The following is a 24,795-nucleotide window of genomic DNA, read 5'->3' on the forward strand; positions in this document are numbered from 1 at the left end:
TTCCGTGATGTGCCATAGGTAAGTTTGTCGGGTGAAGGCCGAGTTACGTCGGCCTTCACCCGGAAGTCAGCTCGGATTAAAATATGAATTTGAATCCGATCTGGAACTGTCGGCTGTCGAGAGAGGTGATCTGATTGCTCGCCTTTCTCAGTGCCGGTGTCGGTATCGGACCGGTCGGATTTCCTGCCGCATCGGTCGTCACGGTCAAGGAATTCAACTGGTAGATACTGTTGATGTTAAAGAGATTCAGGAATTCACCGAAAGCTTCGAGTTTGTAGCGTTCGGTAAAGTTAAAGAATCGCGAATAGCGAAAATCGATATTGAACTGCTTTGGCGTTACACCCGAGTTACGGCTGATCCCGACCGGGTTATCCGAACCGGTATAGCCATCAAGGTTGATATCGGTCGCGGCGATCACATTAAATCGCTCTCCGCTATTGGCAGTCGTGATGATTCCGAACTGATTGTTGTTGACGAGATACTTGAGGGTCTTGTTCTCAAAATTAAATTGAGGGCGTCCAACAAAGGTCATCACAAACGTGTGACGCTGATCAGCAAGCGAAGGACCGATATCGCGGTTGCGATTGGTCGGGTCCTGCGTGACCAAATTGCCGACCTGCGTTGCAACTAGATTCTGCTCGGGTGAATTATCCTCTGCCTTAGACAGCGTGTAATTCATACTGAACTGATAGCCCTTCGAGAATCTCTTGTTAAGCTGCAGTGTAAGCGCATCGTACTTCGAATTACCGACCGACTCAGCATACAGAATGTTGTTGAATCGCGGATCCATACGGGTAGCAGCACTGACCGTATTGCTATAGACAGGACGACCGTCAGCTAACGCTCCCGTCGGATTGATGCGATTGATGTTTCTGTAAAGCGGCAAATGGCGGCCACTCGAGTGAATAAACCCGGCGGTCACAGACAGATCGTTCGTCAGAGCCTGTTCGATCTGGACATTTGCATGCGTGGCATACATATTCTGAAAGTCCGGAGCGATCGTCTCTATACTCTGGACCGGAAGAACGGTTCCGGGAGGCAGACTTCCGAGTGTTGTCGGAAACGCCGGTGAACCTACAGTCGCCGGAGCGAAGGTAAAGTTAAAATAAGTCGGATTGCCGTTATTCTGTAATGCACGCAGATAGAAATCGAGATATACCGTGTCGTAATACATACCGACACTGGCTCGGACCACAGTCGGGCGATTACCTTCGCGTAATCCGTAAACGATTCCCAGACGCGGTGCAAAGTTGTTCTTGTCGACCTTAAATTTTCGCGAAGCAGCAAACGGTGATGTTGCGTCTGCAGTCGGAATATTATACAAATCGTAGCGAACGCCGTAGTTAAACTTCAATCTACGAGTAACTTTCCAATCGTCCTGTGCAAAGAAATTGTAGAACGTCGATTTGTACTGGATATCCGGATTACCGAAAGCCTCAACGTAATTCGTGTAGCTTCGGACGTTTACGCCATTTTTAGCGTCGAGATAAGCTTGGATCGACGGGAATGTAAACCTAGCAAAGACGTTTGAACGACGCGTATCATCGATCCTGTTGACGCCGCCGCCAAACTTGATCCCGTGGTCGCCCACCTGCCACGAAAGGTTATCCTGAAACTGAGTCATCGTCTCAAGCGGTGAGATCGTGTCGTCATTCTCCGGTGCACCAAAATTGGCAATGCCTGTGATAACGATGCTGGGTCCGGTGCCCGAGTTGGCGTTAGCAAGGTTTTGTGAATTGCGCTTGGCGTACTGGAAACGAAATTCGTTCAGGATCGTCGGGCGAATGATCGACGCAAGCTGAATGCCCAATGAATAAGATTTATCGTCAAAGTCAATACTTCTCTGAAGTGTGTTGACGCCACCACCGATATTGTCCGGCGAGAGGTTTTTGAAATAATTGAAGCGAGTGCTCAATCGATTTGCATCATTGATCTGAGCGTCAGAGCGAATGATGAAAAAATTCACCTTCTGAGCAGTCGGGATCGCCGTCGGGAAAGCCCCGGCGGGGACACCTGCCGCGATCAGAGCTGCCTTATTGGCGTCCGAGATCGTGATCGTACGTTGCGGTTCGCCGCCGAGGTCACGCTGCACCCACTCGTATCCGGCGTAGAAGTGCCAGCGATCCTTGATGATCGGGCCTCCGATCGCGCCGGTAATGTTATCCACCTTTGTTTCAGGCTTGATCGCACTCGGAGCAAGGTTAAACGGCTTCGACGACATCGGTGTCCGTCTAAAACGATAGCTTCCCGATCCGTGCAGGCCATTCGTACCGGACGGGGTCACTGCGTTCATAATGAGACCCGGCGTTCCGCCGAATTCTGCCGCAAAACCATTTGTGACAAGTTGAACCTCACTAATAAACGTATCAGAAATAGGCATCAGGCGAATTCCGCCTCGATCGGCCTGCGTATTGTTGTTACCGTCAAGCTGATAATTCGTTCGACGAGTATATCCGTTGGCATTGATCCTGGGCACGCCAAATTCAATATTCGGACGGCCCGTCACGTTTGCCTGAAGCAGAGCATAGTTATAAGGGTTTCGCGAAACAAGCGGCAGGCTCTGGGTCTCGCGAGTATTCATTACTCGTCCCAGATCGATCTTACCGGCATCTGCGATCGGCGAATCGAGGTTAACGGTAACCGTTTCGGATACTCCACCAGTTTCCATCGTCACGTTGATCGTGGCGATCTGACCGGTCGTTAGCGTAACTCCCTCACGAACCAGGCGCTTAAAGGTAGCAGCTTCGACGCTGACTCGGTATGAGCCAAGCGGAAGCAGCGGAAACCTGAAAAGGCCACTCGAGTCCGTCGACATCGTGCGTTCGGATCCTGACTCGATATTGCGAACCGTAACAGTTGCACCCGCAACCGACGCTCCGGCACTGTCAGAAACGATACCTTCGATCTGTCCGTTGATGGCCTGGGACTGTGCTCTAACTGAAATGATTCCGACGGCAACAACGGCCGTCAACATAAAAAACGAAACTATACGTTTCGTTAACGCCAACGATTTACCCATAACTGATCTCCTTATCCTAATTCCTAATATTTCCGAACAATTACTTATTCTACACCATCGATGACCGGAATTTAGCGATCATACTGATTAACCCGTTAGGCTAAACTGATCACGTTAACGTGATCGCGGCTAAAATGTTTGTCGGTTCTACCAACAAAGTTTTAATACAGCCGTAACATTAAGTCAAGGTAGCCCGCACAATCAGGGCAAAAAACTTAGTTGGCGGACGCAAATTTTCGTGCTAAAACGAGACCGATCGCTCCGATCAAGGTCGGCGAATCGCCGAGCGATGATGGCATAAGTTCGGTTGGCGGCAGTCCCGCTAGGATACTTCGCTCCGAGATCCGGGCTAACTCGTCCTCAAATAAATGCCACGCCTGAGTGATCTTGCCACTCACCACAACGATCTGCGGGCTGAGTCCAACGGTCAGATTCGAGATCCCGTTGGCCAAATATCTTGCGGTCTGCTTCAATGCTAAAAGTGCGTGTTTCTCGCCATTTATCGCCAGATCTATGAGGTTGCCGATGTCCATATCCGCCTGCTTCATATCGTCCATTTTCAGAAGCCGGCGATAGCGTTGGATCATAGCTTTTTCCGACGCGTGAGCCTCCCAACACTCTCGACTGCCGCACGAACATTCGATCGGGGCGTCATCACCTGCGATCATATGCCCAAATTCGCCGCCCGCACCTTTTTCTCCGCGATAGACCTGACCGTCAAATATGATGCCCGTGCCGATGCCCTCGCCTACCAAAACCATCACAAATGTGTCGATCTTCCTTATCTTTTCGTGCCCAAACCACAATTCTGCCAGAGCTGTTGCGTTTGCGTCATTCTCGATGGTGACTCGCAAACCGAGTTCTTTCTCAATTCGCTGACAGATATCCCAATCGCGCCAGTCAAAATACGGCACGTGAAAGACTTTACCAAGTTTCTGATCCACCAGGCCCGGTACGCTCATTCCGACGTCGAGCGTGAAAGATGCGTATCTCAAAGTGAGTCGGCGAAGGCGTTCCACGATCTGACCGGAGATAAACTCGACGTCTGCGGAGGTTGGCATCGTCTCACTTTCGATAATATTCCCGGCCAGGTCGGCAACCGCGATAGTGGTCGTTCGCGGCGTAACGTCAATGCCGATGGCGACCGGAACATCGGTTTTAAGCTTAAACATCGTGGGCTTTCGTCCACCAGACGACGTCCCCTCACCGATCTCCATAATCAACTCGGCCGATACCAGATCGTCGACGATCACCGACACGGTCGACCGGTGCAAGGCAGTCTGTCGGGCGATCTCAGCCCGTGATATGGGCGAGCGATCCCGGACATAGTTCAGTACGATCTGGCGATTGATATCGCGGATCGTATTTGGCCTTGCGATCTGGGATTTTGCCTTTTGAAGGTTAATTCGCTTCATTGAATAGGTGCGAAACAGTCGGACTTACGTGTTGATTAGATGTTGTACCATAGCCGACGGTGCAAAATCAAATACTTAGTTGGTAGTCCCGACAAACTTTTGGCCGTAAAATCTTTGCTCATCGTACTATCGGTGAGCTCGTCGTGTTTATGATCGGTGGAATCCGCGCTCGATGTCGCGCATCGATAGACGCAAAATCACGGGCCTGCCGTGTGGGCAGGTGGTCGGCGAGGTGGTAACAAGCAAGCGATCTATCAGCCACTGCATCTTTTCCGGCGACAGCTTCATATTGATCTTGACCGCCGCTTTGCAGGCAAGACTCGCAGCAATATCGTCACGCAGGGTCGATTTGGGTGAGCCCTTCTTCTCGGCATCGATCGTATCGAGTATTTCCGCAAATAGATTACGGGCTTCATTGGCTGGCAGGTCGGTCGGAACGCTCTTGATCGCGACGGTTCGGCCGGACAATCTCATCATCCCGAATCCCAGTGATTCGAGGTCATTCTCGATCAACCGATATGCTTCAGATTGAGCAGGAGACAGGTCTATGGTCTCGGGCAAAAGCAGATTTTGCGACTCGATACTGCGGTCCGCCTCCATTCGTCGATATTTATCAAACAATATACGCTCGTGTGCTACGTGCTGATCGATCAGCAGCAGGCCTTCGTTGTCGACGGCGATGATAAAACTCTCGTGAAGTTGCCCTATGGGCTGTATTCCCGCCGACGAGAGGTCTTCGACGTCGATCTTAACAGGGATCTTGATCGCCGAGTCCACCGGTGGCAGTTCGGCGTATCCACGAGGCTGAGACGCAGGCATTGTTTCATTGGCGACTGCCGCGATCCTTTCAAGATCGGAGGAGTCGGCCGCGTCAAATAGCGGAACTGCGTCGTGCTGACCGAATGTATCACCGGATATTTCGGGCGTCACTTCAATAGATGCCGGCCGATCGCTCCAGCTTTGCGGTTCGTTGATCTGGTGATCCGAAAATTCGATCGTCGACTGTACGGCGGGCACCTCGACCGGGGCGTGAACCGTTTCGATCTCCGCTACCGATTCCGAGTCGGACGGACGTTCGATCGCCTCAGGCACGATTCCAGCCCTTGCGAGAGCTTCTCGTACGGCTTCGGCTACGACGTCCTTGACGGCCTCGCCACGACGAAATCGGACCTCGGTCTTGGCCGGATGGACATTTACATCGACCTCGTCGTGCGGGATGTCGATAAATAGGAATGCGACCGGATATACGCCGTGCGGCAGGACTGAGCGAAAGCCTTCGAGCAGTCCGCCTGTGATCGTCTTGTCGCGGACAAATCGATTATTGACGAAAAAGTACTGTGAATCGCGACTTGTCCGCCGCTCGCGGGGAGCAGAGACAAATCCGCTCACCTTTGCCACATACTCACGTCCGCCGCTAACGGGCAAAAGGCTATCGAGCAATCCGGCACCAAATATCTGAAACGCTCTTTCGCGCAAGTCTTTTGCGGCGGAAACGCGCATTACTTCACGGCCGTTGTTTGTAAGTTCGAAAGCGATTTCCGGATGAGCAAGAGCGTAATGCGTGACGATCGCCGTCAGATGGTAATTCTCGGTCGCCTCCGATCGCATAAATTTGCGGCGGGCCGGCGTATTAAAGAAAAGGTCACGGACCGTGATCGTCGTACCCCGGTCGCGTGCGGCATCCTTAACGTCGATCAATTTTCCGCCTTCGACTAAGACCTTCGAAGCCTCGACCGCCGACTCTTGTTTTGTCAAAAGCTCGACCTTGGCGACCGACGCTATCGAAGCCAGTGCCTCGCCGCGAAACCCAAGTGTCGCGATCGCCGCAAGGTCTTCGAGGCATCGGATCTTTGACGTCGCGTGGCGTTCGAACGCCAATATTGCGTCATCGCGACCCATTCCCTGACCGTCGTCCACGACACGCATAAGCCTTCGGCCACCGAGTTCGATATCTACGTTTATTCGCGTTGCTCCGGCATCGATCGAATTTTCGACCAGTTCTTTAATGACGGATGCGGGACGCTCTACCACCTCACCGGCAGCGATCTGGTTTGCCAGATTATCAGGCAATATCTGTATTCTGTTTAGCGAGGTATCTGACATTTTCGAATTGGTGGGGGCCTAAAGCCGAATGACCCGGTGTGCCCGATCATCAAGATCGACTGCATTGTATATCCAATCAATAAAGTTCAGTCCGAAACGATCCAGAAAATACGTGATATTTAGGGCACGCTCCTGCAGATGCTTGTGCGGCAGAAGGGCCGTAAAAAGGCCCTCGATCTGCTGCCTGATCACAGCATCCTTGCGAACCTGCACATTATAAAACTTATTACGTAGCGCTCCGATATGGTATATGATCTTTCGCCTGCGTTTCGCGAGATTTTCAGCGAGTGTAGTGTCGATCTGCGATAGATCCTGGTCGAGCCGGTTCAATTGCGTATTTATCGCCTCTTCGACCTCAGCAAATACGCGGGCCGAGTCCGAATTTAGATATTTCTCGACGATACCGGGCAAAAGCTCCTCAAATCCCTCAAATAGCCTTGCCAATTGCAACCCGTATTTCGAGAGCGTTTTGGCGTGCTTTGATTCGACAAAAGTGAAGCTCTGGCGGTGGAGGATAAGCGTCGGAGTGCGGTCCAAAATACGATAAACCTCGCCACTTTGTGCAAAATATGCGATCTCCGCCGCCCCGCCAAAGTAACATACGGTCGGCAAAATATAGTCCTGAGCGACCGATCGCAAAACCACACTCGGACTAAACCGTTCCGGTTCCGATTCGGCGATCTGAGCAAGTTCCTCGAGAGTAAACTCACGCGATCCGTCCTTTTTACGGAATGTCCCCGCGTCGGTCCGCTTCAGGGCATTCCGTGTGTCATTTTCCGCTTGCCAAAAAAGCGGAAAGTAATCCTCGCCGACCAGAACCTGTGCCGCGTAGCCACTTTCAACAAGTTCGTCACTGCGCTTGCGCAGTGCATCGACTATCTCCGCCGAGCTCCGGATCGCTTCCACATAAATAGGTGCCGCGAGGCGTTTCAATTTAGGGTGTAGCGGGCAAAGAATGATCAGGCCGTAATCACCAAGCAAATGTGTCAGCAACTTGCCGAATGCATCGCCAAAATAATCGTCCGGACGCCAACTGTCCTCGATCAAATGTCTGACTTCGGCGGTAAACTCCGTCGGCGAAAGAGCAGCAATCAGATCGGCGATTCCCTCTTTGATGCTGGAGTCAAGCTTTACATAGCCGACCGGCAGATCCTCGTAGCAATGACTAGGTTCGGTCTTCGATTCATAAAGCTCGCCCTGACGATCGATGACGTAGGTCTTCGAGACTTCTTCGAAATCGTGGTCCTCGGTTGCGACCCAGAAGACCGGAACCGCGTTGACGCCTTGCTCCCTAAGCCTCTCGACCTGCCGGATCGCCGACATCGCCTTGTAGATCGTATATAGCGGCCCAGAGAATAGTCCCGCTTGCTGGCCTGTCACAACTGCGACTGTGTCCGGCGAGCGTAGTGACTCGATATTTTTAAGCGTCTTGTGGCCGGCACCAAACTTGATATTTATTTCCGCAAGGGCATCAGCCAGCACATTCCGGTCAGCTTTATGATTTGCAAGTACGCCCGGAACGAGTGAAGCAATATCATCCTGAGACGCGATCGCCTGCGGATAGTACTTTTTCAGCGACAGTGGATCCGTCTGGTAATCAATAAAGAGCCGCGATTGTCCCGGAAAGTCTGAGAAAGGTATACTCTCAGCTCGCAGGGTGACGGCTCCGCTTCGGCTCTGACAGGCGATTTCTTGCTCCATTCTTGTATCTATCAGATTATAGATTCCCGATCGCCACTTTCCAAACATAAAACGAAAAGAGGCGGCCCGAAAGCCGCCCTCTTTGTATCCGGATAGAGAGCTATCTAATTATTAGTGATCCGCGGACGGTCACCCGGGGTCGATGCGGCAGCACCCGCCTGTCGTGAAATGCGATAAACGCCCGACGAGTGAGTCCCTGCAAAAATACGGTTCGAATCATTCGGGTCCATCGTCATCGACCACACACGGCGACTAGGCAGTTTCATCTCCTTGGTATCGATGCGGCGCCACTTATCGCCGGCGGTAGTCGTCTGATAGATGCCGCCGTCGGCCTCGAGTGAGCTCGATACGATCACCTCGTCAGTATTGTCAGGATTAATCAGAATGCTGGTGTAATTGCCAAGCGGTAGATTGCCACCGCGACGGGTCCACGTCAAGCCGCCGTCACGACTGGCGTAAAACGTCTGCGAAGTGCCGACATAAATATAGTCGGGTCTTTTGGGATCTGAGTTGATAGAACTGATCGGCACTATGTCCGCTGCCCCACCCGCCTTTTGCCACGTCTTGCCGTCGTCACGCGACACAAGCACGCCCGAAGTCGCGGTACCTACCCAAACGACATCAGGCCGCAACGGCGACGTGTGAACGGCAAAAATATTTTCATTTATACCCGCACCGAATGCCATTTTTTCCCAGCCCTTCGTTAGATCGTAACTGCGATACAGTCCCTTGTCCGTGCCTGCTAATATTCCGTTCTTGCCATCCTCTGTAAAGGCGAGCACCTTCACCTTGCCAATGATCGCGGGAACTAGCTTTCCGGTTGCTACGGTATCAACCGACGGGATTGCATTTGTAGCCTTGGTCGAAGCCGTCTTTTTCACGACTTTTTTCGGCGCCGGCTTTTTAGTGATCGGGCGTGCAGCGGGCTTTGCAGCCACAAGTTGCGACCAGTTGGCTCCCCGATCGAGCGAACGGAATATTCCCGCGTTGGTACCGAGGTACATCAGATTCACGTTGGCCCGATCCTGAAGTAGAGCAAACGGGACGATCCGGCCTGAGTCCAAATTTTTCGCCGGAGCCCAAGTGCGGCCTGCATCCAGGCTCGTAAAGAAGAATCCACCGCCGGTCGCGGTATTTTGCGTCGTAGCGTAAAGCCTGTCCGATGATTTGTTGTCAGCGGTCACGGAATATGTGAATCGGCTGCTGAACCGATCGTTGGTAGGCGCAAAATTACGGCCGCCGTCATTCGATACCATCACGCCGTAATTGTTAGTTCCGATAAAAACTCTATTGGGTTCAGACGGATGGACTGCGATCGAGTTGATCTCGAGATTTCGCTGAGTCGTAAGTGCCCAGGACTTGCCGCCGTTCGTAGTCATCCAGAATCCCTCAGTCGTAGCAGCATAGACTGTACCGGGAATAGTCGGATGTTGCAGAATGTCACGCGTTCGGCGCGACTGTGACGGGATTCCCTGTATCTTTGACCACTTCTCGCCACCGTTCTGCGATTCGTAAATACCGCTGCAGGCCGAGGCAATAATATTCTCAGGGTTTCGCGGATTAATGGTGATCGCAAATACGTCGGAATCATCGATCATTCCGTCCTTGATCAATCGCCAACTCTTGCCGCTGTCGACCGTCTTATAAGCACGCCACCAGGTGCCGGCATACATCGTATCGTTACTTCGCGGGTCGATGGCCAAGGAATCGATGTTAACCGGTGCCGTCGATGATTTAAGCATTTCCCAACTCTCGCCTGAGTTCTTTGAGATCCAGACACCGTGCGTGGTGCCGACCGTAATGATATTTGGGTCGGTTGGCGACTGCGTCATCGCGTGAATGGATTCCTCCTTGAGTTCCTTGGACTCTTTCCAAGTCGAGCCTCCGTCGATCGAACGAAAGAAACCGCCCGGGGCCTTGTGCCTGTGGCCCGACGTATAAATGATCTTGGAATCACGCGAATCGACGAACAATTGATCCAGGATAAGTTGGGGCTTGTTAAGATTGACTAATAGCGACCACGTTTTGCCGCCGTCCGCTGAAGTGTGGATCTGGCCGTCGAGCGTCGTGATATACAACCTGTTCTTATCTCTGGGGTCAATTGCTACTACACGCACGTCGCCGCCGTCAGGTCCCATAACGGACCAATCGTCAAACTTCTCAGTATCGACCGGCGTATCTGCGGCACGAACCGCTGATGTAAGCACAGTCGAATTGACCACGAAAGCGAATGCAACAATTAAAAGCAAGGCACTATTTTTCCGCAGATTGAACATATTATCCTTAATTCCCATAACGAGCTTCTTTGGCGGGCCAACAAACAGATAAACCGGGCGATCCTGCAGTCCTTGAATTGGATGCGGATTTGTCGATGACGGTTGGCAACATCCAAAATGCAAACATTGAATCGTCGACTTGGCTAGTTTACCGAAAAGATCCTCGTATTCCAAATATCACACCAAGGCGCGGAAAAAACGGCTGAGGTCTTGTGATGGAAACCTCAGCCGTTTTGAAATGTTCACACACCTTGCGGTGATGCGAAGCTATGCGTAATTAGGGAGCGTCAGCACCAGCCGGCACGAGCCAGAACTTGGTGTTGATTCCCGCTCCAGTATTATTGCCGTCGACAAACGTAACACGATTAACATCGTACTTACGGAAGTTGATAGCCTTCATGATCTGGGTTTTACGCTTCTTGATCTCTACCGGCGTACCTTCGTTGACGATGTAGCCCTGAGCACTCGGATTGTTGTTCAACTGGATATAGAAGTTGTCAACACGAGCCTTGACGTCATCATCCGGAGCCTTGCCGAATTCATCGATAAGTGTCTTGGACGGTTTCGGAGCAACCGGAGCACTTTCACTTGCAGTGGTCACACAATTACAGGTCGGATCGATTCCGCCCACCTCAGCCGTAGCTGTGATGTTCGAAACACTACCGTCTGCAGGCGTGCGAACCGTGATCGACGATGTTCCCTGTCCTGATTCGATCGAACCGGCAGATACTGCCCAGTTGACCGAGTTAGAACCGGCACCGCTCAAGGTAAAGGTCATCGTTGCACCAGGATCGGTCGTTCCGGCCGGTCCGCTGACCGACAATGTCGGGCAGGAGCAAACCTGAACACAATCTGCACACTCTTCGATAGTTATTGTCTTGGTTTCGGTCTTGCCGCAAACGCCGCAACCATCATCAACACCTGTTGTGATCGTGTACGTTCCCTTGCCAACTCCCGAAAGATCCCACTGAACGTTTGCACCGCTGCCGACAATGCGTCCGCCCGAAACTGTGTAGTTATAGGTAAGGACATCATTTTCTGCATCGCTTGCACTCGTTGCAACGTTGACCGTACGGTTGTCGTTACAAGCACCCGATCGTGATTTGAATCCAGGAGCACATCCAAGCGTGATAACCGTGTCACTGATCGTGACCGAGTTAACTACCGCCGGGATATTGACAATTTCCGTCTGACGCTTCGTGCGGCGTCCCAACGTCAACTGTGCAATGTATCCGTTTCCATCACTCGATGTGACAAATCCATTAGGAGCTCCAGTCCAGCTTGAGGTGATAATAACCGGATTACAAACCGTATTGCCTTCACCGCCTACTGTGCCGCCACCAGTTGTAACTGAGCGGCAAGGAATCGTTACGTTACTAGAGAAACTAGCGTTCGGATCAAAGCTATCCAGATCCTGCTGGTTAAAGTTGTAGCGATATGCAAGTCCGAGGCTGGCCCAACGTACCGGGAAGATCCTGGCACCGATGATGCCGTCCATCGGGTGATTCTCAAACGCGTTCGGAGTGCGTCCGCCTACATAGTAGAGCGAGCGGAACTCAGCGATCGGCTGGAAGAACTTGTTAAGCGGGAAATCGACACCGATCGACGACTGGAGTTCATCCGGTCGGTCGAGAGCTGTGAATGTGCCGCCCGGCAGGTCCATCTTGGTCTTGCTGGTATAGCGGTAGCCAATGTTGGCCGACAGATTAGCCCACTTGGCGAGACGTGCGTCCGCAAAGAAGGTCAAGGCAACGTCGCCCATATTGCCGCCTGCACTCGCACCACGCTGCAACTGGTTAAATCCGGCAGCATCGTTAGCGTTGTCAGCATAATAGGTGTATGAAGCAACGAGGCCGTATCCGACCGCATTGTGAATGTTGTTCATTCTCCACTTGAAACCAACGTCAAATGAGTTGAACGCTGATTCGCCGTAGCCGCGATTAATGAACGGAGCATCCGGAAGGTATGACGGAGCCTGTGAAAAGACCAGCGGGCCTTCGCCAGCAGGGGCACCGGTAACACCTACCAAAGCCGTGCTTCTAAGCACAACGCCCGGGAGGATGCTGCCATAGACAGAACCGATACCCGGGAAGAGCGACGCACCGTTACCGCCAGCGGCGGCGCCATATGTCGCATTCGTGCCAGCTGCAAATCCGAATACCGGACCCGAGAAGAACGGCGGCAACAGTCCGAATGTGCCGGCATTGCCGCCGACGAACGGATATGTCACATACGGAGCACCCGTTGGGCGATAGACTGCCGAATTAATGAAGGGGTTAGCACCCGGTCCGCGCGGAGCCAAAACGATTGCCGGTGCGCGAGTCAAACCCGGTCCAGGAATAAAGAACTGCGAGTTCGGCAGATAGTTGCTCGAAAGGTTACGCCGTGAGTTAACCTTGATCGCACGATAAGCTTCTGTATTAAAGAAGAGTTCGACCTTATTGGTCAAACCGATCTGGAAGCTGGCCGGCACCGACGTAAAGTCCGCATCACCGGGATCTCGATCGTAGTTGCTCATTGCCAAGCTTATGGTGTATTCACCCTTGCGAAGCGTCTGGCCATCATAAACAGTAAATAAACCGGTAGCGCCGCCAACCGGACCGCCCGTTCCCACGGTCGGTGCAGTGTTACGCGGATCTGAGTCCGGTCTGCCGTTGCTCTGGGCCATCGCCGCAAAAGCAAGAGTTAAAAGTAAAAGTGTCGCAATGTACACCTTGTTAGCGAGTTTCATCACATTCCTCCGCCGAAATAAAAAAATTAAATTCAAAAGGCCAGCAATTGAGAACAATTAAGTTTCTAAAATCCACTTACCTCAAAGCTACCCAAGTATTACATACGCCTAACTGCTTTGCCAACCGCAAATACGCACAAATCAAGCTATGTGCTAATCGTTAGTTCTTTAACTACAATAATTTGTAGGGGAAAATCCGTTCAAAGTCAATTTGACCGAAATCAAATAGAATTATCCCCGCTTTAGACGATACCGCAATCGAAAAACAAAATCAAGTGTTTTTAAGCTTGCGGTAACGCCACCAATTTATGCATAAATACCGCGCATCCGCGTATCGTATGCAACTCGATCGATCGCAAGCATATAGGCTGCAGTGCGAGTATCCACGTCGTGCTTTTCAGCATAGTGGCATAATTCGTTAAAGCTAGCCACCATTTTGTCCTTGAGGCGGGCGTTGACCTCGTCCTCGGACCAGAAATATCCCATACGATCCTGCACCCACTCGAAGTACGAAACCGTTACACCGCCGGCGTTTGCAAGAATGTCCGGAATTACGAAGATTCCCTTGTCGTGCAATATCTTGTCAGCTTTCGGGGTCGTCGGGCCATTTGCTCCCTCAGCCAGGATCTTACACTTGATGCGGTCAGCATTTTCCGATGTGATCTGGTTTTCGGTGGCACACGGTGCAAGCACGTCGCATTCGAGCTCAAGTAATGCTTTGTTATCGACGAACTCGACATTCGGATAGCCGTCAAGCGTTTTGTGCTCTCTTAAATAGGCGAGAACGGCAGGAATGTCCAAACCGTCCTTATTATAGATACCGCCGCCGACATCAGATATGGCGATCACCTTGTATCCGTGTTGGTGCATAAGTTCCGCACCGATACCGCCCACATTTCCCGACCCCTGAACAACGACTGTCGTCTCTTCGGGAGTCAGGTTAAATCTCTTGATCGCCTCTGACATAGAAATAAGTATGCCGCGGCCCGTTGCTTCACGTCGGCCGAGCGAGCCGCCGAGAGCAACCGGTTTACCGGTGACAACCCCAGTGACGGTGTGGCGTGCGTGCATTGAGTACGTGTCCATTATCCACGCCATCGTCTGCTCGTTGGTCCCCATATCCGGGGCGGGCACATCCTTGTCGGGGCCAATGAAATCGATCAATTCCGACGTATATCGACGAGTCAATCGTTCGAGTTCGCCGACCGACATCTGTGACGGGTCGCAAATAATGCCCCCCTTGCCGCCGCCAAAAGGAACGTTGACGACCGCACATTTCCAGGTCATCCAGGCAGACAATGCCTTGACCTCGTCTAAGCAAACATCGGGAGCGTATCTAATACCGCCCTTTGCCGGACCGCGTGCAAAGTTGTGCTGAACTCGAAAGCCCTCAAAAACCTGTATATGCCCCGTGTCCATTCGGACAGGTATATAGACCTTGATCTCGCGACTCGGTACACGCATCAATTGGTACAGATCCTCGTCCAGACCCAAAAGGTTTGCGGCGCGGTCAAAGCGCTCACTCATTGCCTCAAACGGATTCTTTTCGTCACTTCCCTTAAATCGACGCATTTCGTCAGCCATTGGATTTGCCATTTTATACACTCTCCAAAAAAATAATATTAACTAACCTAATTTATATACTAATTCATCGACCCCGAACGAAAGCCTTCGAGATCGAGCGTAACGTACTTAAAACCAACACTCCGAAACTCACGCCGAACCCGGCCCACCATCTCCGGCGAAAGGATCGAGTCCAGCTCGGCCGGAGCGATCTCGATCCTCGCGAGTTCGCCGTGCACCCGAACACGAAATTCCTTGAAACCCAAGCGCCGCAAAGCATCCTCGCCGCGCTCAACCTTGGAAAGTCGGTCGATCGTAACGGGTACGCCGTGGGCAATTCGCGACGAAAGGCACGGACTGGCCGGCTTATCCCAACCGTCAATGCCGTTAGCAAGGCTAAATGACCTGATATCGTCCTTGGACATACCGACATCCGCCAGAGGGCTCACGACCCGGTTTTCGCCCGCCGCGATACGCCCCGGGCGATGATCCGAAAGGTCGTCTGCATTGGTGCCGTCAAGCACGAACGCGACCGCCATCTCATCGGCCATCGCACGCAATCTCGTGTATAACTCACTTTTGCAAAAGTAACACCTATTCGAAGGGTTTGCAGCGTAATTTGGATCCAATAATTCGTCGGTATTTGCCTCGATCAGATTCAAACTGTTTTCTGCGGCGATTCGGCGAGCCTCGGTTCGCTGAAACTCGGAAACGCTTGGTGATATCCCCAAGACGCACACCGCGTCCTTGCCAAGTTCCTGCGTTGCAATGACCGCGAGATAGGAACTGTCCACTCCGCCGGAGAACGCTACCAACACCTTTCCCATTTCACGCATCATACTCCGCAGTCCATCCTCTTTAACATCGCGTATCTCGACGTCCGGCGATGCAATGGTTGGTTGGGGATATGAACTCATTTTATAGTGATTTGGCTGGGTAGGCCTGTTGTGACCCGTAAACAAAATGGTAGCCTACCAATATGAATGAAGCAAATGTTTGAAACCACATTGTAACTTCTTAAACGCTAAATAAATATGGACTCGAAATGGCTCGAGTGATAATATTCGGAACAATACTTAATGCTTACTTGTAGTTCCCGTTTTACCGGTTTCATCGCCCTCAAGATCGGCATCGCCATTTTAGCGGTCATTGTGATCGTGTCGAACGCAGTGCCTCCAGCAAATGCTCAGGAAATAGATGACCCCGCCGAAGACGCGGTCGCTATTTTTAACCAAGCTCAGGAACTTCACGAGCAAGGAAAGATCGCCGATGCGATCGAACTTTATAAGAAAGCTATAAAGGTTTTTCCGGAATTTCCGGAGGCTGAATATCAATGCGGCACGGCACAACTGAGCCTTGGCCGCACCGCCGAAGCAGAAAAGGCATTCAGGCGGGCGATCGAACTGCGGCCCGATTGGACGTTGCCTATGACGAACCTTGGGACACTCTTGCTTACCAAAGGCGATCTCGCGGAAGCCGAAAACGTTCTGTCCAAGTCGATCGAACTCGACGACCAGAGTTTCCCTGCCCTCGCGGCAATGGCTGAATTGAAGTTACGCACAAAGGCCTCGGCGGCGGTCCTTTCGGAGCTTTTAACAAAAATAAGTGCTCTTACCGGAAAGGCGAAGCCCACTGCATCGCTCTGGACTGCCCGCGCGGCGCTCGAGAATGCCCTTGGCCGAACGCAGAATGCAAAGGCCAGCCTGAGCAATGCTCTCGCTATTGACCCGAGTAACCGCTTTGCTCTTTCAGAATTGACTGAGATCGCTCTTGCCGAGGGTGACACTCTAAAAGCGTCGGAAACGGTCGCTTTGCTGGAGAAGATAGCTCCCGTAACCGTTGAAACAAGGCTTTTACGAGCGAGGGTGTACGCGGCAAACGGCAATAATAACGACGCACTCAAGACCCTTGAGACGCTACCAGCTCCGCTTTCGGCAGAAGCAGCCGCATTTCGCACACGCCTGCTCGCCGCGACATCCGATAACGCCGGCGAACTGGAAAAGCAATTGTCCGCGACTCCGGGTGACGCTGCGATTCTAGGCCGACTGTGCTCGCTCTACCGTGTCGATGCTCCGGCGAAGGCCCTCGATTATTGCCGCCGGGCATCTGAGGCCGAGCCCAATAATATCAATCACGTCGTCGGCTTGGGCGCCGCATTGGTGCAGGCAAAAATGTATGAGCCGGCGATCGGGCTTTTTCGCAAGCTCCTGACGATCGCCCCCGACAATTCAACAGTGCACGCAAATTTAGGCACAGCTCTATTTCAGTTAAAGCGTTACGCGGAAGCAAAACAGGAATATGGATGGTTGGTCTCAAAACAGCCTGACCTGCCGATTGCATACTTTTTCCTTGCTATATGTCACGATCAGCTTGCGGAGTATCTTGACGCTATGGCAAATTACCAGCAATTCCTTCGAATAGCCGATCCTTCGAAGAGTCAACTCGAGATCGACAAGGTCCAGTTGCGAATACCGATACTCCAAAGGCAGATAAACGAAAAGAAGGGAAAGAAATGAAGCTTTTGCGGAACAACATCATCGGTCGAAAACAACCTTGGCATTCCTTCGGCAGGATTGTCGGCGTGGCTTTTGTTGCGGTTGTCGTTTTTACGGTTTCATCGCCCTTTGTCAAAGCACAGAGTGATCCCGACGAATCTGCGCCACCGCCCGTTCGTGCCGTCTCACGTGACGAAGGCATTGCCCTAAAGCGGGAAACGGACGTAAAGTCGAGAACGCTCGTAGCTTTGGATCTAATGAATGCGCGTATCAGTGCAGCGGAGAAAGCCGCCGCTCTCCAAGAATTCGAACAAATGTACACTGAGCTTGGCGGCTTTTTGGGCGTTATCGACAATACGATCGAGTTTCTCTCGAACAGTGACAGTAACAACAGCAAGGTTCTCGGCAATTTCAAGCGTTTTGAGATCGGATTGCGAGGATTTGTACCGCGCATCGAATTGATTCGCCGCGAGTTGCCGCTCAGATACGAACCTTTTGTAAAATCAACTATCAAATATATCCGCGACGCGCGTTCGCGAGCCCTCGAACCGCTCTTCGGCGACAAAGTCGTTAGAGAACCTCGAATTAATTAGCTTTATGCCGTTTTTAGTAGCTATCTTTACCGCCGCAGTCTTTCTCCTGTCATTCGCACCGGCAACGGCTGATGCTCAGCGCCGCGATTACCTGACCGACGAGGAGATCGAGATGGTCCGTGATGCCCAACAGATGGATGAACGCATCAGCGTACTCGTCCACGCAGTTGACCGTCGAATGGCCGTGATCGGGATCGCAACTGCCCCGGCCGGAAAGGTGGTGAAGGAAAAAGATACGTGGGGTCCGACGCCGTCAGGCTCACGCATCGAACTGCTCAGCGATATTAAACGGATCATCCAAAAGGCAATCGATGACATCGACAATCTAGCTGCCCGGCCGGATTCGGGGTTCATTGATCAAGACGAAAGTAAAAAGCCACAGGATCCGAAAGCAATATTTTCTAAGGCGGTTCGAACCTTGGGATCTGCCGCCGACCGATATCGACCGCTATTCAATAACGAACTTTCAAAAACGGAAGTTACGACTGAACGCGGTTTGTTGCTCGACATTATCGAAAGCTGTGACCAGATCATCGAGGCCGCTTCGAAAATACCGGCCGAGGTCAAAAAGGGTAAGAACGAGTAACTGATCTGCTCCGAAAATTGGGAAGTAAGCGGGCCGCGATGCCGTTTCAGACGAGTTCGGCTCATCAACCCCTCAAAGAGCCGGCCTCGAACTCACACAGAATCGCGACCTCACCTACTTAATGTCATTTTTTCGAAAAACATTACATTTCTGAACGGTCTTTTTTACACAAGTTTAGATGTTGCTGCCTCAACGAACCGAACGGCGAGTGGCCATTGCCACCAAACTATACCCGGATGACTTGTAGCGCGCCGCAAATGTACCTTACACTCACCATATATGACAGCAGAAGCTTTGAAAAAGACACCATTGAATGATGTTCACCGCACGCTGGGCGGACGGATGGTTGATTTTGGCGGTTGGGATATGCCCGTCCAATACACTGCCGGCGTTATCGAAGAGCATATGGCGACCCGAACACACTCGGGACTTTTCGACGTGTCGCATATGGGCGAGATCTGGGTCGAAGGGCCGGACGCGATCAGCTTCGTCAACGGATTGACCACAAACGACGTTTTGAATCTGGTTGACGGACAAGCTCACTATTCGGCAATGACCAACGACGAGGGCGGCATTGTCGATGATCTGCTGGTATATCGATTCAGTCAGGAGAAACTTTTGCTGGTGGTAAATGCCGGCACGACCGAAAAGGACTGGGCCTGGATCACCTCGCATAAAAAAGATGAGCGGGTCGAACTGTTAAATGCCAGTGCGGAATATTGTCAGATCGCGGTTCAGGGGCCGGACGCGACGGCCATCGTGCAGAAACTGACGGAGACCGACCTTTCCGCGATCAAGTATTATCATTTCACCACGGGCCGCGTTGATGGCGTCGATTCGATCATTTCGCGTACGGGTTACACCGGAGAGGACGGTTTTGAGGTGTACGCGGCAGCGGACGCGGCCATTCAACTCTGGAACAAGATACTCGAAACCGGAAAATACGGAACCGACGGCGGAATCATTCCCTGCGGCCTGGCGGCGCGCAACACGCTGCGACTGGAGTCGGCAATGTCGCTCTACGGCCACGAACTCGGCGACGACATCTCGCCGCTTGAGGCCGGACTCGGTTGGATCACCAAATTTCAGAAAGGCCCATTTACAGGCTCAGAGATACTTGCTAAACAGAAGGAAGTCGGAGTTACCCGCAAGATCGCAGGCTTTGAAATGACCGAACCGGGCATCGCACGCGATGGCTGCGACATTTATCTGGATGGCGAAAAGATAGGCGTTGTCACATCGGGAAGTCCTGCCCCGTTCCTGAAAAAGAACATCGGACTTGCATTTTTGCCTCCGCAATTTGCAATTGTCGGTCAAGAAATTAAAATCGATGTTAGAGGTCGCCAGATCGCGGCGAAAGTGGTTTCGACGCCATTTTACAAGCGGTCAAACTAGTTCAAGTTTTCGAACAATTTTAATGAGGTCAGTTTCATAACTTATGTCAAACATTCCTGAGAATCTACGCTACAGCAAAGACCACGAATACGTGAATGTCACCGGTGACGTCGCAACGCTCGGTATCACCGATTACGCACAGCATAATTTGGGTGATGTCGTGTATGTCGATATGCCGCGTGTCGGCGACAAATTTGGGGCTCACGAGTCATTCGGGTCGGTCGAGTCTGTAAAGGCCGTTTCCGAGATCTTTACACCTGTGGCAGGTGAGGTCGTCGAGGTCAATGACGGTCTCAACGACACCCCGGAAGCGGTCAACAATGATCCGTACGGCGCAGGTTGGATGGTAAAGGTCAAAATGGACAATCCGGGCGAGGCCGACGCTTTGCTGTCCGGCGAAGAGTACGAGGAATACCTCAGCACGGTCGGCTAGTAACTATCAGTTTAATGACGATTTGATCTAATGTGCGGCGTCTGCCGTTAGATGTGGTCGGGTTTTGGAAGGGTCCGGGGATTTTCTCCGGACCTTTTTGCGTTTATGCTACAAAAGATAGTTTTGGTGACGCTAGATATTAGTTAAGCGGTGATATCTCGCATATAATAATGTTGTCAAACTCCGGCGCATTTTGTTGAATTGTGGTTCCAGTAGATCTGGATTAACAGGTTCTATTTCGACATTCGGGAGGCAATATGAAATCAGTTGCGACGCTATTTTTCGCTTTAGTTGTGATTTTGGGCAATTCCCTCGCCACTCCGGCCCAAAACTACAAGATCAAACAGACAACCTCGCTAAACGGACAGAACATCACGTCCACCATTTACGTCAAGGGTTCGCGTAAGCGATCCGAGAGCAGTGGAATTATGGGAATGACGGCCGATGTCGCGACAATCGAGCAGTGTGATCTGAAACGCACTGTTCAGTTAAACGACAAACGGAAGATGTATTTTATTGAACCGTTTGCCACCGACGAAACTGCGGCAACGCCTCCGGTCAAGCCCGTTAGAACGCAACCCGGAAATGTGACCAAGGGCGGCACGGTCACTATAACCACCTCGATCAACGACACCGGCGAGCGAAAGCAGATGTTCGGCCTGACAGCCCGTCATATCAAAACGACTATGACGTCCCGATCTTCGCCTGACGCCTGCTCAAAAAGCGATATGAACATCGAGACCGACGGTTGGTATGTCGACCTTCCGTTATTTTCCTGTCCGGTATCAGTTCCGCGAAATCCGATGGGTGCGACTAGCCAACCGAAACAGGGTTGCCAAGACCGTATGATCATCAAAACCTCGGGCGGTGGCAAACTGGGCTTTGCTCTTCAGCTAACGACTACGATGAAAAGCGGTGACGGCGACGGAATGGCTTTCTCGCAGTCCCTCGAAACCGTTGAATTTACCAGATCGGTGCTTGCCGATGCACTATTCGATCTGCCGGCAAACTATACTCCGGCCAATTCTGCTCAGGACCTATATAGCCGTCCTGACTATTCATCGATCATGCGCGGCCAGGACAACCCTCAGCGTCAGACATCGCGCACCGAGAGTACAGTTCGATCGCAGTCCCCGCCGCTGTCGCAGGTAAAACGACCGGGGACGATCCGGATCGGTGTGCTTGCTCCGACGAACAGATCCCAGGAGAATTTCTCTTCGGACCAAATGCAGTCATTTTTGGTCGGGAAACTAACGTCCGGTAATACCGAGGGATTTGCTGTAAGTAGCGAGGCCCAAGCCCGTGAGGCGGGATGTGATTATATTCTGTCCAGTGATTTCTCAAAGTTGAAACAATCGACGGCGAGCAAGATCGGAGGTATCTTCGGCAAGGTCACAAACACTGACACATCATCCGCTCAGAAAATTGAAGCTCAGGTCGATTTTAAGTTGGTCTCGCTTAAAACCGGCCAAACAATGCTCCAAAACAAGGCTGCGGGCAAAACTGAAAGCAGTGTGGACGGAGCGGTCGAAGGAGTTCTGGCGACCGAAGCGATTTCCGTTCTCGCCGTCGCCAGGTAACGTTTGCGGTGACGAGAAGTCTTGAGGGCGTGGAAGAGTAATTATTGCATTTTCACGCCCTCTTATTTATGCATAAGCTCAATTTCTTTAATCGCTTTTCTTTTTCAGATAATAAGTTTGATATCATCGTGTTTTCGCAGTACTTTTGTATTTACGGCACTTAATTAACCATATTCCAATGAGATATATACCCAATTCACCCGAAGAACGTGATGAAATGCTGGCTACGGTCGGCCTTTCCAGTGCAAAAGACTTGTTCCGCTCGATACCGGAGGATGTCCAGTTAAATCGTGCACTCGATGTGACCGAACCTCTGGCCGAATCCGAGGTGATCGCAGCAATGGAGGCGATGGCCGCGAAAAATACCGGAATATCAAAACCGTCATTCCTCGGCGGCGGCGTTTACTCGCATTATTCGCCGACGGTCGTCGATCACCTGATCCAGCGATCGGAATTTTTTACATCTTACACACCGTACCAACCGGAAATATCACAGGGCACGCTTCAATATATTTTCGAATTTCAGACACTGGTCTGCCAACTGACCGGAATGGAGGTGTCGAATGCGTCAATGTACGACGGATCGACCGCGATGGCCGAGGCGTATCTGATGGCACAGCGTGTAACACGCCGCGACAAGATCGTTGTCGCCAAGAGCGTTCATAAGGAATATCGCGAAGTTGCGACGACCTACGCCCAACACGGTGACACGGAGATAGTCGAGATAGATTTTGATGAAAGCACCGGTAGGGTTGCCGACACATCCGCTCTTGATGACAAGACGGCGGCTTTGGTCGTCCAGTCGCCTAACTTTTTCGGCTGCGTCGAGGACCTCGAATCCTTGGCCGCTGCAGCCCACGCGGTCGGTGCACTCTTTGTAGTGGTCGTGACCGAGGCTATATCTTTCGGAATGCTGAAAACTCCGGGGGCTTGCGGGGCAGATATCGTCGTTGGCGACGGACAGTCGTGGGGTGTTCCGATGAGCTTTGGCGGCCCGCATCTCGGGCTATTTGCAACCCAGGATAAATTCGTGAGGCAAATGCCGGGCAGACTCTGCGGCGTGGCTTACGACAAGAACGGCAAGCGCGGCTTCGTGCTGACGCTTTCGACCCGCGAACAGCACATCCGCCGCGAAAAGGCGACGTCGAACATCTGCACGAACCAAGGCCTGATCGCCCTCGCCGCGACCATTTATATGGAAACAATGGGTAAAAAGGGCTTGCAGGAAGTCGCAATGCAAAACGCCCAAAAAGCTGCATACGCAAAACAACAGATCGCCGCGATCGAAGGTTACTCGATTCCCTTTTCATCGCCGACATTTAACGAATTCGTCGTCCGCGGTCCGAGATCCGCTGACGAGATGCTCGAGGCGGTGCGGGGCAACGGCGGCATCATCGGCGGGATTTCGCTGTCGAAGTATTACGCCGGGCGGCCAAATGAATTCTTGGTTTGTGTAACCGAAACCAATTCGAAAGCTCAGATCGACGCACTTGTCACCGCCTTGGCGGCGGCATAACGATTTCTATCGTTTACGTATGTTTTTCAGACCCGTTTGAGAGGCGATAAGAGGAGGACAGTGGCTTGGACATTTCAACCGCATTCGATCGCAGGCGATTTCTAGCGTCGGCCGGCAAGGGTCTCGGCCTTATGGCTTTGTCATCCACTGTCGTCGGTTCGCTTTTCGAACAGGTCAATGCTGCGGGTCGAAGGATCAACCACTTGAGACCTTTGGAAGCGGCGATGGACGAAGATTATTGGGCAACGATCCAGCAGGCGTTCTCGGTGACGCGGAGTATGGTCAATCTCAATAACGGCGGCGTCTCGCCGAGTCCGCGAATGGTGACCGAGGCATTTGTCCGCTACACCTGGCAGCAAGAGGATGCGACAGCCTACATAATGTGGCATATACTCGAGCCTCAGTCCGAGACCGTCCGAACCGGGCTTGCCGAGATATTCGGATGTTCGCCGGAGGAGATAGCGATCACGCGCAACGCCTCGGAATCGCTCGAGATCGTGATGATGGGGCTGGATCTAAAGTCCGGAGACGAGATCCTGACCTCGACGCAGGATTATCCGCGAATGCTCACGACCCTTCGCCAACGCGAACTACGCGAGGGCCTGAAACTTAATCTCGTAAAGATCCCGATCGCACCGAAAAACGTTGATGACATCGCCGCCGCATTTGAGCGTGCCGTGACACCGCGAACCAAGCTTATTTTGATCTCACAGCAGATCAACCTGACGGGACAAATACTGCCGGTCAAACAGATCTGCGATATGGCCCGATCAAAAGGTATCGAAACCGTGGTCGACGGCGCCCACGCCTTTGCTCAGTTTGATTCCAAACTCTCCGATATCGGTTGCGATTATTACGGCACCTCCCTGCACAAATGGCTGTATGCTCCGAAGGGCACGGGGATGCTCTATGTAAAACGCGACAAGATCAGCAAGATCTGGGCACTAATGGCGTCGGAGGACAGGAACAAGAACGACATCCGGAAGTTTGAAGAGATCGGAACACATTCGGCAGCGATGCGACTCGCGATCGGCGAAGCGATACTGTTTCACAACGCGATCGGCGGCAAACGAAAAGAGGAACGCCTGCGTTACCTCTCGCGATATTGGATGAACAAGCTGAAAGATATACCAAAGGTCGGATTTAACACATCTTTCGACCCGCAACAATCGTGCGCGATAGCTAATTTTAAGATCGACGGCATCGACCCGGTCGCGATCGGCAGTTATCTGATGTCCAAGCACAAGATCATCACGACGCCGATCGTTCACGATGAATTTACCGGCATTCGCATTACACCGAATGTTTACACAACGCTATGGGAACTCGACCGATTTTGTGAGATCGTCGCGGACATAGCCAAAAAGGGATTACCCAAAGCCTAAGTTA

At 52.0% G+C, this 24,795-nt stretch carries 16 protein-coding genes; 8 read left to right on the forward strand and 8 right to left on the reverse strand.

The window, feature by feature from the left end; translation table 11 throughout:
* Positions 1 to 76: 76 nt before the first annotated feature.
* The 8 genes from IPQ00_07760 to larE form a co-directional block, all read right to left on the reverse strand.
* A complete protein-coding gene (locus IPQ00_07760; GenBank protein ID MBL0240453.1) occupies positions 77 to 3,019 on the reverse strand; it encodes a TonB-dependent receptor in 2,943 nt (980 codons plus the stop codon).
* Positions 3,020 to 3,234: 215 nt separating this feature from the next.
* Positions 3,235 to 4,434 carry an ROK family transcriptional regulator gene (locus tag IPQ00_07765; protein MBL0240454.1) on the reverse strand — a complete coding sequence of 400 codons (1,200 nt, stop codon included), beginning with the start codon at positions 4,432 to 4,434 and terminating at the stop codon, positions 3,235 to 3,237.
* Positions 4,435 to 4,581: 147 nt separating this feature from the next.
* Positions 4,582 to 6,537 (reverse strand): DNA mismatch repair endonuclease MutL, encoded by a 1,956-nt coding sequence (gene mutL / locus IPQ00_07770; protein ID MBL0240455.1) that lies wholly within the window; start codon positions 6,535 to 6,537, stop codon positions 4,582 to 4,584.
* Between the two features lie 18 nt (positions 6,538 to 6,555).
* Positions 6,556 to 8,238: a bacillithiol biosynthesis cysteine-adding enzyme BshC gene (bshC, locus tag IPQ00_07775; protein ID MBL0240456.1), complete on the reverse strand. Its 1,683-nt coding sequence runs from the start codon at positions 8,236 to 8,238 to the stop codon at positions 6,556 to 6,558.
* Between the two features lie 104 nt (positions 8,239 to 8,342).
* A complete protein-coding gene (locus IPQ00_07780) occupies positions 8,343 to 10,532 on the reverse strand; it encodes a hypothetical protein (GenBank protein MBL0240457.1) in 2,190 nt (729 codons plus the stop codon).
* A gap of 259 nt (positions 10,533 to 10,791) precedes the next feature.
* Positions 10,792 to 13,245 (reverse strand): hypothetical protein, encoded by a 2,454-nt coding sequence (locus tag IPQ00_07785; protein ID MBL0240458.1) that lies wholly within the window; start codon positions 13,243 to 13,245, stop codon positions 10,792 to 10,794.
* A 306-nt stretch (positions 13,246 to 13,551) separates the two neighbouring features.
* Entirely contained in the window at positions 13,552 to 14,841 is a 1,290-nt protein-coding gene (locus tag IPQ00_07790) for a Glu/Leu/Phe/Val dehydrogenase (GenBank protein MBL0240459.1), read from the reverse strand.
* A 47-nt stretch (positions 14,842 to 14,888) separates the two neighbouring features.
* The gene (gene larE / locus IPQ00_07795; protein MBL0240460.1) at positions 14,889 to 15,725 is read right to left on the reverse strand and encodes an ATP-dependent sacrificial sulfur transferase LarE; all 837 of its coding nucleotides are present in this window, start codon (positions 15,723 to 15,725) and stop codon (positions 14,889 to 14,891) included.
* A gap of 162 nt (positions 15,726 to 15,887) precedes the next feature.
* Between larE and IPQ00_07800 the strand changes: the two genes are divergently transcribed.
* The 8 genes from IPQ00_07800 to IPQ00_07835 all read left to right on the forward strand — a co-directional run bounded on the left by IPQ00_07800 (position 15,888) and on the right by IPQ00_07835 (position 24,791).
* Positions 15,888 to 17,324: a tetratricopeptide repeat protein gene (locus IPQ00_07800; protein ID MBL0240461.1), complete on the forward strand. Its 1,437-nt coding sequence runs from the start codon at positions 15,888 to 15,890 to the stop codon at positions 17,322 to 17,324.
* A complete protein-coding gene (locus IPQ00_07805; protein ID MBL0240462.1) occupies positions 17,321 to 17,896 on the forward strand; it encodes a hypothetical protein in 576 nt (191 codons plus the stop codon). Before IPQ00_07800 ends, IPQ00_07805 begins: the two co-directional genes overlap by 4 nt.
* A 4-nt stretch (positions 17,897 to 17,900) precedes the next feature.
* On the forward strand, positions 17,901 to 18,482 hold the full coding sequence (locus IPQ00_07810) for a hypothetical protein (protein ID MBL0240463.1): 582 nt from the start codon (positions 17,901 to 17,903) through the stop codon (positions 18,480 to 18,482).
* Positions 18,483 to 18,761: 279 nt separating this feature from the next.
* Complete coding sequence (gene gcvT / locus IPQ00_07815) at positions 18,762 to 19,877, forward strand: glycine cleavage system aminomethyltransferase GcvT (protein MBL0240464.1); 1,116 nt, start codon at positions 18,762 to 18,764, stop codon at positions 19,875 to 19,877.
* Positions 19,878 to 19,920: 43 nt separating this feature from the next.
* Positions 19,921 to 20,310, forward strand: coding sequence for a glycine cleavage system protein GcvH (gene gcvH / locus IPQ00_07820; GenBank protein MBL0240465.1), 390 nt, complete (start codon positions 19,921 to 19,923; stop codon positions 20,308 to 20,310).
* 257 nt (positions 20,311 to 20,567) lie between these two features.
* Positions 20,568 to 21,890: a hypothetical protein gene (locus IPQ00_07825; protein ID MBL0240466.1), complete on the forward strand. Its 1,323-nt coding sequence runs from the start codon at positions 20,568 to 20,570 to the stop codon at positions 21,888 to 21,890.
* Positions 21,891 to 22,062: 172 nt separating this feature from the next.
* Positions 22,063 to 23,406, forward strand: coding sequence for an aminomethyl-transferring glycine dehydrogenase subunit GcvPA (gene gcvPA, locus IPQ00_07830; GenBank protein ID MBL0240467.1), 1,344 nt, complete (start codon positions 22,063 to 22,065; stop codon positions 23,404 to 23,406).
* A gap of 131 nt (positions 23,407 to 23,537) precedes the next feature.
* Positions 23,538 to 24,791, forward strand: a complete 1,254-nt coding sequence (locus tag IPQ00_07835; GenBank protein ID MBL0240468.1) for an aminotransferase class V-fold PLP-dependent enzyme — start codon at positions 23,538 to 23,540, stop codon at positions 24,789 to 24,791.
* The last annotated feature ends 4 nt before the right edge of the window (positions 24,792 to 24,795 follow it).

Source organism: Chloracidobacterium sp. (assembly GCA_016720705.1).
Classification (GTDB): domain Bacteria; phylum Acidobacteriota; class Blastocatellia; order Pyrinomonadales; family Pyrinomonadaceae; genus OLB17.